The organism is Microbispora sp. CA-102843, assembly GCF_050936215.1.
In the GTDB taxonomy this organism is placed as follows: Bacteria; Actinomycetota; Actinomycetes; order Streptosporangiales; family Streptosporangiaceae; genus Microbispora.
Window position 1 is genome coordinate 3,538,574 of sequence record NZ_JBNJNF010000001.1, and the last position, 14,066, is coordinate 3,552,639.

General features: G+C 72.8%; 15 protein-coding genes. 8 read left to right on the top strand and 7 right to left on the bottom strand.

Annotated features, from left to right (window positions below; genetic code table 11):
• The first annotated feature begins 13 nt into the window (after positions 1 to 13).
• Together fabI and ACQEVJ_RS16625 are read left to right on the top strand one after the other, a co-directional pair.
• Entirely contained in the window at positions 14 to 778 is a 765-nt protein-coding gene (fabI, locus tag ACQEVJ_RS16620) for an enoyl-ACP reductase FabI (RefSeq protein WP_433101847.1), read from the top strand.
• Positions 779 to 878: 100 nt separating this feature from the next.
• Positions 879 to 1,367: a hypothetical protein gene (locus tag ACQEVJ_RS16625; protein WP_433101849.1), complete on the top strand. Its 489-nt coding sequence runs from the start codon at positions 879 to 881 to the stop codon at positions 1,365 to 1,367.
• An 87-nt stretch (positions 1,368 to 1,454) separates the two neighbouring features.
• Here ACQEVJ_RS16625 and ACQEVJ_RS16630 read toward each other — a convergent pair whose 3' ends face one another.
• The 5 genes from ACQEVJ_RS16630 to ACQEVJ_RS16650 form a co-directional block, all read right to left on the bottom strand.
• Positions 1,455 to 2,612, bottom strand: a complete 1,158-nt coding sequence (locus tag ACQEVJ_RS16630) for an LLM class flavin-dependent oxidoreductase (RefSeq protein ID WP_433101851.1) — start codon at positions 2,610 to 2,612, stop codon at positions 1,455 to 1,457.
• Between the two features lie 10 nt (positions 2,613 to 2,622).
• Positions 2,623 to 3,174 (bottom strand): NADPH-dependent FMN reductase, encoded by a 552-nt coding sequence (ssuE, locus tag ACQEVJ_RS16635; RefSeq protein WP_433101853.1) that lies wholly within the window; start codon positions 3,172 to 3,174, stop codon positions 2,623 to 2,625.
• A 52-nt stretch (positions 3,175 to 3,226) separates the two neighbouring features.
• The gene (locus ACQEVJ_RS16640; protein ID WP_433101855.1) at positions 3,227 to 4,459 is read right to left on the bottom strand and encodes an SfnB family sulfur acquisition oxidoreductase; all 1,233 of its coding nucleotides are present in this window, start codon (positions 4,457 to 4,459) and stop codon (positions 3,227 to 3,229) included.
• A gap of 4 nt (positions 4,460 to 4,463) precedes the next feature.
• Positions 4,464 to 5,597 carry a dimethylsulfone monooxygenase SfnG gene (gene sfnG / locus ACQEVJ_RS16645; protein ID WP_433101857.1) on the bottom strand — a complete coding sequence of 378 codons (1,134 nt, stop codon included), beginning with the start codon at positions 5,595 to 5,597 and terminating at the stop codon, positions 4,464 to 4,466.
• A 143-nt stretch (positions 5,598 to 5,740) separates the two neighbouring features.
• Complete coding sequence (locus ACQEVJ_RS16650; protein ID WP_433101859.1) at positions 5,741 to 6,667, bottom strand: LysR family transcriptional regulator; 927 nt, start codon at positions 6,665 to 6,667, stop codon at positions 5,741 to 5,743.
• A 152-nt stretch (positions 6,668 to 6,819) separates the two neighbouring features.
• Between ACQEVJ_RS16650 and ACQEVJ_RS16655 the strand changes: the two genes are divergently transcribed.
• A complete protein-coding gene (locus ACQEVJ_RS16655; protein WP_433101861.1) occupies positions 6,820 to 8,043 on the top strand; it encodes an acyl-CoA dehydrogenase family protein in 1,224 nt (407 codons plus the stop codon).
• An 82-nt stretch (positions 8,044 to 8,125) separates the two neighbouring features.
• Here ACQEVJ_RS16655 and ACQEVJ_RS16660 read toward each other — a convergent pair whose 3' ends face one another.
• Complete coding sequence (locus tag ACQEVJ_RS16660; RefSeq protein WP_433101863.1) at positions 8,126 to 9,157, bottom strand: hypothetical protein; 1,032 nt, start codon at positions 9,155 to 9,157, stop codon at positions 8,126 to 8,128.
• Between the two features lie 151 nt (positions 9,158 to 9,308).
• A complete protein-coding gene (locus tag ACQEVJ_RS16665) occupies positions 9,309 to 10,247 on the bottom strand; it encodes an aldo/keto reductase (RefSeq protein WP_433101865.1) in 939 nt (312 codons plus the stop codon).
• 35 nt (positions 10,248 to 10,282) lie between these two features.
• Between ACQEVJ_RS16665 and ACQEVJ_RS16670 the strand changes: the two genes are divergently transcribed.
• The 5 genes from ACQEVJ_RS16670 to ACQEVJ_RS16690 all read left to right on the top strand — a co-directional run bounded on the left by ACQEVJ_RS16670 (position 10,283) and on the right by ACQEVJ_RS16690 (position 14,056).
• On the top strand, positions 10,283 to 11,101 hold the full coding sequence (locus tag ACQEVJ_RS16670; RefSeq protein ID WP_193206615.1) for an undecaprenyl-diphosphate phosphatase: 819 nt from the start codon (positions 10,283 to 10,285) through the stop codon (positions 11,099 to 11,101).
• On the top strand, positions 11,098 to 11,799 hold the full coding sequence (locus ACQEVJ_RS16675) for a histidine phosphatase family protein (protein ID WP_433101867.1): 702 nt from the start codon (positions 11,098 to 11,100) through the stop codon (positions 11,797 to 11,799). Before ACQEVJ_RS16670 ends, ACQEVJ_RS16675 begins: the two co-directional genes overlap by 4 nt.
• A gap of 9 nt (positions 11,800 to 11,808) precedes the next feature.
• Positions 11,809 to 12,378, top strand: a complete 570-nt coding sequence (locus ACQEVJ_RS16680) for a DUF3090 family protein (protein WP_433101869.1) — start codon at positions 11,809 to 11,811, stop codon at positions 12,376 to 12,378.
• Positions 12,379 to 12,435: 57 nt separating this feature from the next.
• A complete protein-coding gene (locus ACQEVJ_RS16685) occupies positions 12,436 to 13,197 on the top strand; it encodes an SCO1664 family protein (protein WP_433101871.1) in 762 nt (253 codons plus the stop codon).
• A gap of 94 nt (positions 13,198 to 13,291) precedes the next feature.
• On the top strand, positions 13,292 to 14,056 hold the full coding sequence (locus ACQEVJ_RS16690) for an NRDE family protein (protein ID WP_433101873.1): 765 nt from the start codon (positions 13,292 to 13,294) through the stop codon (positions 14,054 to 14,056).
• The last annotated feature ends 10 nt before the right edge of the window (positions 14,057 to 14,066 follow it).

The window sequence follows — 14,066 nt, forward strand, 5'->3', positions numbered from 1 at the left end:
ACTGGAGCTGGACATGGGTTTGCTGGACGGTAAGCGACTGCTGGTCACCGGCGTCCTGACCGACTCGTCGATCGCCTTCAACGTCGCGAAGCTGGCGCAGGAGGAGGGCGCCCAGGTCGTGCTGACCGGCTTCGGCCGCCTCAGCCTGGTCGAGCGCATCGCCAAGCGGCTGCCCGAGCCGCCGCCGGTGGTCGAACTCGACGTGCAGGACGACGAGCACCTCGACACGCTCGCCGACCGCGTCGGCGCGCACCTCGACGGGCTGGACGGGGTCGTCCACTCGATCGGGTTCGCCCCGCAGTCCTGCCTGGGCGGCAACTTCCTCAACACCTCGTGGGAGGACGTCGCCACGGCGGTCCACGTCTCGACGTTCTCGTTCAAGTCGCTCGCCGTCGCGTGCCTGCCGCTGATGAAGGAGGGCGGCGCGGTCGTCGGCCTGGACTTCGACGCGACCAAGGCGTGGCCGGTCTACGACTGGATGGGCGTGGCCAAGGCCGGGCTTGAGTCGTGCTCGCGCTACCTGGCGCGCGACCTCGCCAAGCACGGCATCCGGGTCAACCTCGTCGCCGCCGGCCCGCTCCGCACGATGGCCGCCAAGAGCATCCCCGGGTTCAAGGAGTTCGAGGACTCCTGGCCGGAGCGTGCCCCGCTGGGCTGGGACCTCGCCGACACCGCCCCCGCCGCCAAGGCCTGCGTCGCGCTGCTGTCCGACTGGTTCCCCGCCACCACCGGCGAGATCGTCCACGTCGACGGCGGCGTGCACGCGATGGGCGCCTGACGGCACTCGGCTCGCGACATCCCGCCTCCCGCATCGGCGGGCCACGGGCCGCGGCGGATCGCGAATTTTGCCGCGGCCCGTCCCCGCGCTTAGCGTCTGGGTGTGTCTGACGCCCGCCCCTCCTCCGGAGTGGGCACGGGCTGTCAGGCGCGAGCGTGGTGCCCGGGCCGCCCCGTCCCCGTACGCCCCCGTCCCCGTACGCCCCCGGACGGCGTCGCCCGCGGCGACGTGGCCGCCGGACTCGTGCGGGGACCATGGGACGACCAGAGCGCGACCTCAGCCCAGAGGGGCGGTCCCGCTGAACCTGCCCGACGGCACCCGCTTCGGCACGCTCCGGCTGCGGCGCAGCCCCGAGTGCGACACGGCCTGGGCGTCGGCGTACTTCGACGATCCCCGCCTCTACACCGTGTGGCTCGCCGCGCACCGTCCGGCGGACAACGCCCAGGTCCGCTCCCAGTGGTCGAACAACACGCCGCCGGGCAGCTATGGGGACCTGCTCTCCCTCGCACGCGGATGCGTCTGGGTGGAGGGATGGGTGGTCACCGAGCAGGGGGAAGGCCTTCACGCGAAAGCCCGCTGCGCGCGCTGACCCCGCATGCCTCCGTTCACTCCCTCGCCGCGTGCGCTCCGTCCTCGGCGGTGCTGCGGTGCGCAGGGCGCGCCTGGGAGCCCACCGTCACCGGGACGCGGTGCCGGCGAACGGGATGGCGGCGGGGAGCGGGTCGTCGGGCGCGTTCACCGGGTGCCGCCACAACCCCCTGCGGCGCAGCAGGGGCAGGACGCCCTCGCCGAACCAGTAGGCCTCCTCCAGGTGCGGGTGACCGGACAGCACGAACTCGTCGATGCCGAGAGCGTGGTACTCCTCGATCCGCTCGGCCACCTCGACGTGGCTGCCCACGAGGGCCGTGCCCGCGCCGCCGCGGACGAGCCCCACACCGGCCCACAGGTTCGGCGAGACCTCCAGCGTGTCCGTGCGGCCCCCGTGCAGGGCCCGCATCCGCCGCTGCCCCTCCGACCCGCTGCGCGCGAGACCGGCCTGCACCGACGCGATGACCGCCGGGTCCAGGGCGGACAGCAGGCGCTCGGCCTCCGCCCACGCCTGCGCCGAGGTGTCCCGGCTGATCACGTGGAGCCGGATGCCGAAGCGCACCTCACGGCCGGCCGCGGCGGCCTCCCGGCGGATCCAGGCGAGCTTCTCGGCGACCTGCGCGGGCGGCTCGCCCCAGGTCAGGTAGACGTCGCTGTGCCGCGCCGCCACCCTGCCCGCGGCCGGGGACGACCCGCCGAAGTACACGGCCGGCACCGGGGACGGCACCCGGCTCAGCGCGGCGTCCGCGACCCTGACGTGCCTGCCCTCCAGGGTGACCCGTTCCCCGCGCCACAGGGCGCGTACGACCGTGAGGAACTCGTCGGTGCGCTCGTAACGCTCGTCCTTGGCGAGGAAGTCGCCGTAGGCGCGTTGCTCGTGGTCCTCGCCGCCGGTGACGACGTTCACCAGCAGGCGCCCGGCCGAGTGCCGCTGGAACGTGGCGGCCATCTGCGCGGCGAGCGTGGGCGACAGCAGCCCCGGCCGGAAGGCGACCAGGAACTTCAGCCGCTCTGAGCCCGCGACCAGCATGGCGGTGGTCAGCCAGGCGTCCTCGCACCACGCGCCGGCCGGGGTGAGGGCCCCCTCGAAGCCGAGTTGCTCGGCGGCGCGCACGATCTGGCCCAGGTACGCCAGGGTGGCGGGCCGGTCCCCGCCGGCCGTGGTGATGTCCGTGCCGTGCCCGCCGCCTACGAGGTGACGGCTGTCGCCGTACGTGGGCAGGAACCAGTGGAACGTCAGTGTCATCGGGGCCCCCTCAGGACGCGGCCAGCAGCGGGCGGCGCGCGGCCACGGCCGACCCGAAGGCGTCGACCACGCGGTAGAGCGGGGCGGCGTGGTCCGGGTCGAGGCCGGTCTCGTCGCCGCGGACCGCGATGTGCCGGTCCAGGACGAACCATCCCGGCACGACGTGGTCGGCCCCGAGCGAGGTCAGGACCGGGCGCAGCGCGTAGTCGATGGCCAGCACGTGGGCGGGGCTGCCGCCGGTGACGATCGGCAGCACGACCTTGCCCGCGAACGCGAACTGGGGCAGCAGGTCGAGCAGCGTCTTCAGCAGTCCGCTGTAGGCGGCCTTGTACACGGGTGAGGCGACCAGGACGCCGTCCGCCTCGCCGATGAGGTCGACGACCTCGGCGATCCGCGGGTGCCCCGTGTCCGCCGACAGCAGCGCCTCCGCCGGCAGGTCGCGCACGTGCACGGTGCGGACCTCGTGACCGAGGAGGCGCAGCCGGTCGGCGAGGTGCGCGCACAGGGCCGCGGTACGCGAGACCGCCGAGGGGCTGCCGGACAGGACGACGATGGTGGACATGGCGGAACCTCCGTCAGATGGGACCGGATTCGGATGAGGCCGGATTCGCGGATCAGATCAGGCCGTGCCGTGGGGGCGGGGTCCGGTTCAGCGCGTACCGGCCGATGTGCTGGATCTTCCAGCGCACCGGATCATGCAGGGTGTGGGTGCGGGCGTTGCGCCAGTGCCGGTGCAGGTTGAGCGAGTCGAGCGCCGACCTGGTGCCGGACACCTCGAACAGGGCGTTGGTCACCTCGACGGCTGCCGGGTCGGCGAACGCCTTCGCCGTGGCGACCGCGATGGACGCCGCCGCCGCGGTCTCGTCGTCGAGTCGTTCCCGCGCCCGGTCGACCGCCCGCCCGGCCTCGCCCAGCAGCGCCTCCGCGGCCCGTACGGAGACCTCCAGCTCTCCGAAGCGCTGGATGGTCAGAGGGTCCTCGGCGGCGTGGTCGAGGCCGCTCTCGGACCACGGCCTGCTGCGGGTGCGGACGAACTCGGCGGCCTCGGTGAGCGCGGCGCGGGCGATGCCGACGTCGATCGCGGCGTGCAGCAGTTGCGCGTGGGCGCCGTGCAGTTGCGGCCCGGTGAAGGTCAGGTGGTGGGGGACCACACGGTCGGCGGGCACCCGCACGCCCTCCAGCCGGACGGTGCCGCTGGCCGTGGTGCGCTGGCCCATGCCGTCCCAGTCGTCCACGACCGTGAGACCGGGCGCGCCGGCCGGCACGTACGCGACGACGAGCCGGTCGGCGGGGTCCTTGGCCAGCACGGTGACCCAGTCGGCGAACAGGGCCCCGGTCGAGTAGTGCTTGACGCCGTCGAGGACGAAGCCGCCGTCCTCGTCGGGACGCAGCCGGGTGCGGTAGTCCTGCACGTGCCGGGTGCCCGCCTCCGACTGGGCGTTGCCGAACCGCCTGCCCGCGAGGACCTCGGCGAAGAAGAACTCCCGCTGCGCCGCGGACCCCTGCTGCCGCAGCACGTTGACGTACACGAAGTGGCTCTGCGGGATCTGGGCGATGTTGGGGTCGGCGGTGGCGAGCAGGCGGACGACCTCCGCCAGTGTGGCGGTCCGCACGTCGGCGCCGCCGTGCTCGCGGGGGACGGTGACGCCGAGCAGGCCGCTCGCCGACAGCTCGGCCAGCTCGGCGACCGGGAGCTCGCGGCGGGCGTCCCGTTCGGCGGCGCCGTTCGCGAACCGCCCGGCCAGCTCGGCGGCGACGGCGAGGGCCTCCTCGTCGCCGGTGACGACGTGCGCGGTCCCCGATGCGTGAACAGGTGCGCGAAGCGCCGCGTTGACGAGATCGGTCATGGGATCAGGCCCGGGCCGGTTCCACCGGGAACGCGCCCTGCGCCGCGAGTTCGCCCTCCAGCTCGCGGATGATGGGCAGCACGTGGCGGCCGAAGTACTCGACCTCCTCGTGGTAGTGCAGGAAGCCGAGCAGGAGCAGGTCGACGCCGCGCTTCTTGTACTCGATCGCCCGGTGCGCGATCTGCTCCGGCGTGCCGATGAGACGGGTGCGGAAGCCGTCGTTGTACTGCACCAGGTCCTCGAACGAGGAGTCGGCCCACATTCCCCGTCCGTCCTGGGCGGACCGGCCGGCCTGGCGGACCGCGTCGCGGAACCCGTGGACGGCCTCGACGTCGGCCTTGGCCACGATCTCGCGCAGCGTCTCGCGCGCTTCGGCCTCGGTGTCCCTGGCGATGAGGAATCCGTTCAGGCCGAACCGCACCCGGCGGCCGTGTGCCCGCGCCACCGCGCCGACCTCCTCGATCTGCTCGGTGACGCCGTCGAAGTCCTTGCCGTTGCTGAAGTACCAGTCGGAGACCCGGCCGGCCATGGCGCGTGCCGCGGTGGAGTTGCCGCCCTGGAAGATCTCGGGGTGCGGGCGGTCGGGCCCGGACAACGGCTTGGGCTGCAGGTCGTAGCCGTGCAGCCGGTAGAAGTCGCCCTGGAACTGCGCTTTGTCCTCGGTCCAGCTCGCCCGCAGGACGCGGATGAACTCCTCGGCCCGGCGGTAGCGCTCATCGTGCTCTAGCCACGGCTCGCCCAGGGCGGTGAATTCGCCCTTGAACCAGCCGCTCACCACGTTGACGGCGGCACGGCCACCCGAGAGGTGGTCGGCGGTGCTGAGCAGCTTGGCCAGCACCGCCGGGTGCCACAGGCCCGGGTGGACGGCGGCGATCACCTTCAGCCGCTGGGTGGCGAGCAGCAGCGCCAGGCTGAAGCTCGTCGACTCCTGCTGGAACGCGGCGCCGTAGCTGGCCATGTAGCGGACCTGGGACAGCGCGTACTCGAAGCCGTTGTTCTCCGCGAGCACCGCCAGCTTCCGGTTGTAGTCGTAGCTCCAGTCGGTGCGTTGCTCGATCGTGCTGGTGACGAGCCCGCCGCTGACGTTGGGCACCCAGTAGGCGAACCGCAGCGGCTCGGGACTGACGTTCGCGGACACGAAGGACCCCTTCCAGGCATTTCCTACTTGACTAATGGGGATCGTACGGTGGCCGTGCCCGGAGTTCCACACGTGATCGGCGGGGTGGTGATAGGGCCGCCCTGTCACCCCGCCCTGTCACCCCGCGCTGTCACCCCGCGCTCTCATCCGGCGGTGCGCGCTCGGGCGCCGGTGCGGCACTCGCGTGCCCGGTCCAGGAGGAACCGGTGCAGGTCGCGGGCCACCCGGGGCGCGGAGGCCGATCGCTGCGACTGGATCACGAGGAGCACCTCCGCCATGCGCTGCGCCAGTGGCCGGTAGGTGATCGCGCCGCTGCGCAGGAGGGGGTCGCCGGCCACGCTGAACTCGGGCAGCACGGTGGCGCCGAGCCCCTCGGCGACCATGAGCTTGCCCATCTCGGCGCCGTCGGTCGAATACGAGAACGACGGCGCCCGCCCGCCGAGCAGTCGGTGCACCAGGCGGTGCATGACATAGCCGGAGCGCATCACGATCAGGGGCTCGCGAAGCAGGTCGGCGACCTCGACCGCGGGCAGCGAGGCCAGCGGGCTGTCGGGCCGTACGCACACGACCGGACGGCCGCGCAGCAGTTCGGTCGTGGCGAGGTCGGGCGGCAGGTCGTCGCCGCTCAGGTAATTCACCAGCCCGAGGTCGAAGCTCCCCTCCCGGATGCGCCGGTGGATCTCGGCCTGCTGGGCGCCGACGACCTCGACCTGGGTCGCCGGATGGGCCTCCCGGAACGCCCGTACGGCGGGGATCAGCAGCGGGACCGTGGCCGCGTTGACCGTGCCCAGCCTGACGATGCGGGCCGTGTGGTGCTGCTCGTCGGCCGCGCCGCGCAGGCGGTCGACCGCCTCCAGCACGCCGTTGATGTACGGCAGCAGCTCGCGGCCCTTGTCGCTGACGGTGGCGCCGGAACGGCGCCGCTCCAGGAGGTCGACGCCGAGTTCCCGCTCCAGGTTGCGCACCGTCTCGCTGAGCGCCGGCTGGGACAGGTGCAGGTGGTCGGCCGCCCGGCGGAGCGAGCCGAGGCGGGTCACCGCGCGGATGTACTCGAGTTGTTCGATGCGCATCGTCGTCCACCTCGTCCAAGGGGTTCGCCGGCGGTGTTCAAGGGCGACCCTACCGGCCGTTCGGAGATTTTCCTACTTAACAAGTAGAGAATGTTGCCTAACCTGGTGAGCGACAGCCGGCGCGACGCGCCGCACACGAGAGGAGACGAGACGTGACCATCGCTCACGCCAGCCGTACGGACTGGACGGACGGCCCGGCGCCGCACACGTCCGACGAGTGGATCGCGCGCGCCGGCGAGGTGGCGGCCGTCCTCGCGGTGGACGCCGCCGAGCGCGACAGGGCCGCGAAGACCCCGTACGCGGAGATCGGGCTGCTGAAGGACTCCGGCCTGGTCACGCTGCTCGGACCGGCCGGGCACGGCGGCGCGGGACAGGACTGGCCCACCGCCTACCGCGTCGTCCGCGAGGTGGCCGCGGCCGACGGCTCCATCGGGCAGCTGCTCGGCTACCACTACCTCTGGAACTGGGCGGCGCGCCTGGTGGGCACCCGCGAGCAGTGGGAGCGCGTCGAGGCCGAGGCCGCCCGGCACCGATGGTTCTTCGGCGGGGCCGTCAACCCCCGCGACCGGGACATCGTCGTGCGCGACGAGGGCGACACCCTCGTCTTCGACGGGCGCAAGACCTTCTCCACCGGCAGCAAGGTCTCCGACGTCACCGTCCTGGAGGGCGTGCTGGAGGGCACGGACAAGCACGTCTTCGCCATCGTCCCCTCGAACTCCGAGGGGCTGACCTTCCACGACGACTGGGACAACATCGGCCAGCGGCTGACCGAGAGCGGCAGCGTCACCGTCTCCGGCGTGCGCGCGCCGTGGCGCGACGCCCTCGGCTACGTGGACAAGGAGTTCCAGCCGCGCGTCTACGCCACCCTCAACGTGCCGGCCATCCAGCTCGTGTTCGTGAACTTCTACCTCGGCATCGCCAAGGGGGCGCTGGAGACCGCGCTGGCGTACACGAGGGAGCACACCCGCCCGTGGCTGCACGGCGGGCACGAGCGCGCGGTCGACGAGCCCTACGTCATCGACATCTACGGCGACCTCACCGCCAAGCTGTGGGCGGCCGAGGCGCTGGCCGACGAGGTCGCCCGGGAGGGCCTCTGGTTCCACCTCAACCCGGACGAGGTCACCCCCCGGCTGCGTGGGGAGCACGAGGTGCGGGTGGCCGCGGTCAAGGCGCACGCCACCGACGTGGCCCTGGAGGTCACCTCGCGTGTCTTCGAGGCCACGGGTGCCCGCTCGACCGCGTCCCGATACGGGCTCGACCGGTTCTGGCGCAACGTGCGCACCCACACCCTGCACGATCCTGTGGCGTACAAGCGCCGCGAGGTGGGCGTCCACCGCCTGCGGGACGAGATCCCCGAGCCCACCTGGTACTCCTGACGGCCGCGTCCGGCCTCCTCACGAGTGCGTGAGGAGGCCGGACGACCGCGGGACCAGGTCGCAGCTCAGGCCCGCGCACACGTCAGGCGAGCCGGTGACGTCCCGCCTTGCCCGGCAGTCGCAGGCCGCCCTCGAAGGGGATCGACTCGTGCGGCTCCTGCTGCCCGGCGCGCGCCCGCCGGGCCGAGACCACACGAGTGGCGAGCAGCGCCGAGAGCAGCAGCGCCGCGGTGAGGGCCGTCCCCGCCGCGTCGTAGGACCGGTGGGCCCGAGCGCGCGCGCCCGCCGGGTCGCCGTGCAGTTCGGACAGTTCGGGGATCTTCTGCCCGGGCCACAGGAGGGGGATCACGCCGTCCACGTCGGGGTCCACCCTCGCCGCGCGGTCCGTCCTCGGCGTGTCGTCGAGCGCCGCGACGAGACGCGGCCGGTACGGCTCGGGCGAAAGGGCGCCTTCGGGCGTCATGGACGCCTTCGGCCGCGCCGGCTTCGTGCCGGCCGTTCGCGTCTTTCCGCCGCTCTGCGCGCCCTCGCCTGCCTCGCCGCTGTCACGCTGCCCGTGGGACGCGCAGCCCTCGCCGGCGACCAGGGGCAGGCAGGTGTCCTGGACGGTGCGGGTCAGCCCGTCGGTGAGCTTCTGGACGCTGGGGACGGGGCTGTGCGTGGCCGCGGATCCGCCTTCGGCGCCGCCGCCCGTCGCCGCTCCCGCCGCTCCGCTCGCCGCGCCGACCGCGCTGTCCGCCGCACCGCCCGCTGCTCCGACCGCGGTGTCCGTCGCACCGGTGAGCGTCCGGCCGGCCTTGTCGACCGCCTTGCCGACGTCGTTCACCGCCGTGCCCGCGGCTCCGGTGGTCGTCTTCAGCGTGTCGTCCACGGCCTTCGTGACCGGTTCCGTCGCTCCGCCGGTGGCCTTGTCCGCGACGTCGGTCACGCCGTCCGCCAGTCGGCCCACGCCGTCCACCAGGGAGCAGACGCCGCTGGTGATGCCCGAGACCAGGCCGCCGCCGCTCGTGCAGTCGAGCGCCTGTGCCGGGGATGCGGCGAGAGGGAGTCCTCCTGCCAGGGTGATCGCGAGAGCCCCGGCGGAGATCGCGGAGGCCTTGCCTACGATCCCCATGTGTCCCCTTCCGCAGTGCTCTGGTCCATCCCCCGACATACCCGCCACTCTTCGCCAGAGCGCGGGGTTATGCAGTAGAAAGTTGCAGTTCGGTATCGATGTGTGATACGTGAGGGCGATTCTCGTTCGCCTCACGCACCCGGCACGGCGATCAGGGGTCGGAGACGTCGTCCAGAGCCTCGCGGATCTCCCACGGCAGTGTCAGCTTCTCGGCCTGCAACACGCCGAGGAGCTGCGCGTGGGTGCGCGCGCCGACGATCGCCGACGACACGCCCGGGCGGTCGCGCACCCAGGCGAGCGCCACGGCGAGCGGCGACACGCCGAGCCCCTCGGCCGCCGTGGTCACCGACTCCACGATGCTGCGGCACCGTTCGTCCAGATATGGACGGACGAACTCGGCGAAGTGCGGGGTGGCGGCGCGGGAGTCCGCGGGGATGCCGGTGCGGTACTTGCCGGTCAGCACGCCGCGTCCCAGCGGCGACCAGGCGAGGACCCCGGCGCCCGCGTGCCCGGCGGCCGGCAGCAGCTCCTCCTCGGCGTCCCTGGCCAGCAGGGAGTACTCCACCTGCGCCGCGACGATCGGGGCCCGTGAGTCGCCGCACCGCTGCCATGTGGCGGCGGCCGCGAGCTGCCAGCCCGTGTAGTTGCACACGCCCGCGTAGGCCGTACGCCCGGTGGAGACGGCGAAGTCGACGGCGGCGAGCGTCTCCTCCAGCGGCACCCGGGGGTCGAACGCGTGGAGCTGCCACAGGTCGACCTCCTCCAGCCCGAGCCGGGCCAGGGAGGCGTCGAGCGCGCGGATGAGGTGACGGCGGGAGGCGTCGCGCTCGCCGTCGGGGGTGAGCACGGCCTTGGTGGCGATGACCAGCTCCGAGCGCGGCACCACGTCGCGGATGAGCCGGCCGATCAGGCGCTCGGCGTCGCCGCCGCCGTACACGTCGGCCGTGTCGATCAGCGTGCCGCCCGCCTCGGCGAAGGCGGTGAGCTGCGCCGTCGCCTCCTCGGCGGAGGTGTCGCGGGCCCAGGTCATCGTGCCGAGCCCGATCCTGGACACCGACAGACCGCTGCGCCCGACTAGTCGCTGGTCCATGGTGCGGACAGACTAGCCGATAGGCTGTCCGCACCATGGACGTACTACAGGCGATCGTGCTCGGGCTCGTGCAGGGCCTCACCGAGTTCCTGCCCATCTCCAGCTCGGCCCACCTGCTGATCGTGCCCAAGCTGGCCGGATGGGGCGACCCCGGCGCCGCGTTCACCGCGGTGATCCAGCTCGGCACCATGCTCGCGGTGCTCATCTACTTCTGGCGGGACATCGTCCGCATCACCTGGACCTGGCTGCGCAGCCTGTGGACCCCGGAGCTGCGCGGCGACCTCGACGCGCGCATGGGGTGGTACATCGGCCTGGGCACGATCCCGATCGGTGTCGCCGGCCTGCTGTTCAAGGACGCGATCGAGGGCCCCGCCCGCAACCTCTGGCTGAACGCGGCCATGCTCATCGTCTTCGGCCTGCTGCTGCTCGTGGCCGACCAGATGGGGCGCAAGAAGAAGGAGGTCGCCGACCTCACCATGCGCGACGGCCTGATCATCGGCGCCTGGCAGATGCTGCCGCTGATCCCCGGCGCCTCCCGCTCGGGCTCCACGATGACCGGCGCGTTGTTCCTCGGGTACACGCGCGAGGCGGCCGCCCGCTACTCCTTCCTGCTGTCGATCCCGGCGGTGATCCTCTCGGGACTGTTCGAGCTGCGGCACGTCGGCGACGGCGGCGGCCCGCCGGTCGCGCCGACCCTGATCGCGACCGTCGTGTCGTTCGTCGTCGGATACGCCTCGATCGCCTGGCTGCTGCGCTACGTGGCGCGCCACTCGACCATCGTCTTCGTCGTCTACCGCGTCTTCGCGGGAACGTTCCTCCTCACGCTGCTGGCTCTCGGGGTGGTGCAGTCATGACGACCGTCCTCCTCGTACGGCACGGCCTCACCGCGATGACCGGCCCGGTGCTGGCGGGCTGGACCCCGGGGGTCCACCTCGACGAGCGCGGCCGGGAGCAGGCGCGCGCGGTGGCGGAACGGCTCGCGCCCCTGGAACTGGACGCCATCGTGTCCAGCCCGCTTGAGCGGTGCAGGGAGACCGCCGCCGCCATCGCGCAGGGCCGTCCCGTCTCGGTGGAGACCGACGACAGGTTCGGCGAGTGCGGGTACGGCGATTGGACGGGCAGGCCGCTGAAGGAGCTCGCCGAGGAGCCGCTCTGGCGGGTGGTGCAGGCCCACCCCAGCGCCGCGGTGTTCCCCGGCGGGGAGGCCCTGGCGGAGGTGCAGAACCGGGCCGTGCGGGCCGTACGCGACTGGAACGAGCGGCTCGGCGAGAAGGCCACCTATCTGGTGTGCAGCCACGGGGACGTGATCAAGGCGATCGTGGCCGACGCGCTGGGCCTGCACCTGGACCAGTTCCAGCGGATCACGGCCGATCCCGCGTCCGTCACGGTGATCCGCTACACCCCCCTGCGTCCCTTCCTGCTCAGGGCGAACGACGTGGGCGGGGGAGTGGCCAACCTGGTGCCGCCGCCGGAGGTGTCGGGGGACCAAGACGGGGGAGAAACCATCACCGGAAGCGATGCCGCCGTCGGCGGTGGACCCGGGAACACATAAGGTCGGGCTATGCCGGTCTTCGACTACGATCCGCCTGACAGGTTCGTGGCCGGTGCCGTGGGGCAACCGGGCGCACGAGCCTTCTTCCTCCAGGCGCGCGGCCAGGGCAGGATCACCACGGTGGCGCTCGAGAAGTTCCAGGTCGCCGTGCTGGCCGACCGCCTCGACGAGCTGCTCGACGAGGTGCTGCGGCGCAGCGGCGGGCGCGCGCCCGTCCCGGCCATGGCCCCGACGGAGCTGGCCGACGAGGGTCCGCTCGACCTGCCCATCGACGAGGACTTCCGGGTGGGGACGATGGCGCTCGCCTGGGATCCCGAGACCGCCCAGGTGATCATCGAGGCGCAGGAGGCGACCGAGGACGAAGAGGAGGAGGACGAGCCGCCGCTGGACGACCGTCCCGAGCCCGCCGTCCTCAGGGTGCGGATCAGCGCCGCCGCCGCCCGCGCGTTCAGCCGCCGGGCGCTGGATGTGGTCGCCGCGGGCCGCCCGCCGTGCCCGCTGTGCGGCCGGCCCCTCGATCCCGATGGTCACATCTGCGTCCGCCTCAACGGTCACCACCCCGGGGGATTGTCGGCATGAGAGGCGCGGCGTGAACGGGTGGAAGGGCGGCCTCGCGCCGCGCGGGCGAGGAACCGGATGACAGCCGAGGGCGAGGCGAGCATCAGCGACGTGGACGGGCCGGGACTGGACGACGCGGCGGCCATGCGCCTGCTGCGGGAGGGCACCTTAGAAGTGGCCGGACGACTCGTCGAGGCCACGAACATGACGCTCTACTGCTCCATCAGGAACGGCGAGCACGCGGCGGCGTGCGTGTACAAGCCGGTGCGCGGGGAGCGCCCCCTGTGGGACTTCCCCGACGGCACGCTCGCGGCCCGGGAGGTGGCCGCCTATGAGGTGGCGGCCGCCACCGGATGGCGCATCGTGCCGCCGACCGTCTACCGGGACGGTCCCTTCGGCGCGGGGATGGTGCAGCTGTGGATCGACGCCGATCCCGAGACCGACCTGATGGCCCTGATGCGCAGTCGCAACCCCGCCCTGCGCCGCATGGCCGTGTTCGACGCTGTAGTGAACAACGCCGACCGCAAGGGCGGCCACCTGCTGCCGCTGCCCGACGGGCACGTGTACGGGGTCGACCACGGGGTCTGCTTCGCGGTGGAGGACAAGCTGCGCACCGTGCTGTGGCAGTGGCGCGGCAAGACGCTCCCGCGCGAGGCGGTCAACGTGCTGGTGCGGCTGGAGCGCGAGATCGAGCGGGGACGCCTCGGCCGGCGCCTGCGTGAGCTGCTGACCCAGGCCGAGGTGGAGGCCACGTGGGAGCGGGTCAAGAGGCTGCTGGCCACCGGGGTCCACCCGCACCCCTCCGAGGATTGGCCGGCGATTCCGTGGCCCCCGATTTGATCAACGTAGGCAGGCTTGCGCAAAACGTGCGAATTGTGCACTCTGCAGGGGTCTCTACCGATATTGGAGGGAACACGCATTGTGTACGGTCATCGTGAGCGTCGAGCCGGAGGCCGGCGCGCCGGTGCTCCTGGCGGGAGTGCGTGACGAGTTCGTCACGCGGCCGTGGATGTCGCCGGACCGGCACTGGCCCGCGTACCCCGGCCTGATCGGAGGCCGCGATCTGGAGGCGGGCGGCACCTGGCTGGCCGCCGACCCCGCCGGGCGGCGCGTGGCCGCGCTGCTCAACGGCGACGGCGTCGCGGCCCCGGCGGGCCGGCGCCACTCGCGCGGCGAGCTGCCGCTCCTCGCCGCCGCCGCGGGGGAGCTTCCGCCGCTCGATTTGTCCTGGTACGACCCTTTCCATCTCGTCCTCGGCGGGCTTGACGGCGTACGGCTGTGGAGCTGGGACGGCAAGACCCTGGCCGAGGAGAAGCTGCCCGAGGGCGTGCACGTGATCGTGAACACGGGCTGGGACCGCGGCGAGACCCAGCCGCGCACCGCCTGGTTCAGGCCCCGCATCGCCCGGGCCGCCCGGCCCGGGTGGACCACGGGCGGCTCGCCCGAGCGGTTCTGGGGGGAATGGCTCTATCCCGCGTCGGGCGCGGGGATGCCCTGGGACGATCCCCGGGCACTGGTCATGCGGCGGCGGCTGCCGGACGGGCGGGTCTTCGCCAGCCTCTCGGTCACGCTGATCGCCCTCGCGGAGCAGGGGCTGCGCTACGACTTCTGCCCCCAGCCGGACGACCCCGCCACCTGGCACGAGATCGACACCTCGTGGAGCGCACCGGCTGAACGGGTCCGCCGGTCTCGCGGATAGGCTTCACACC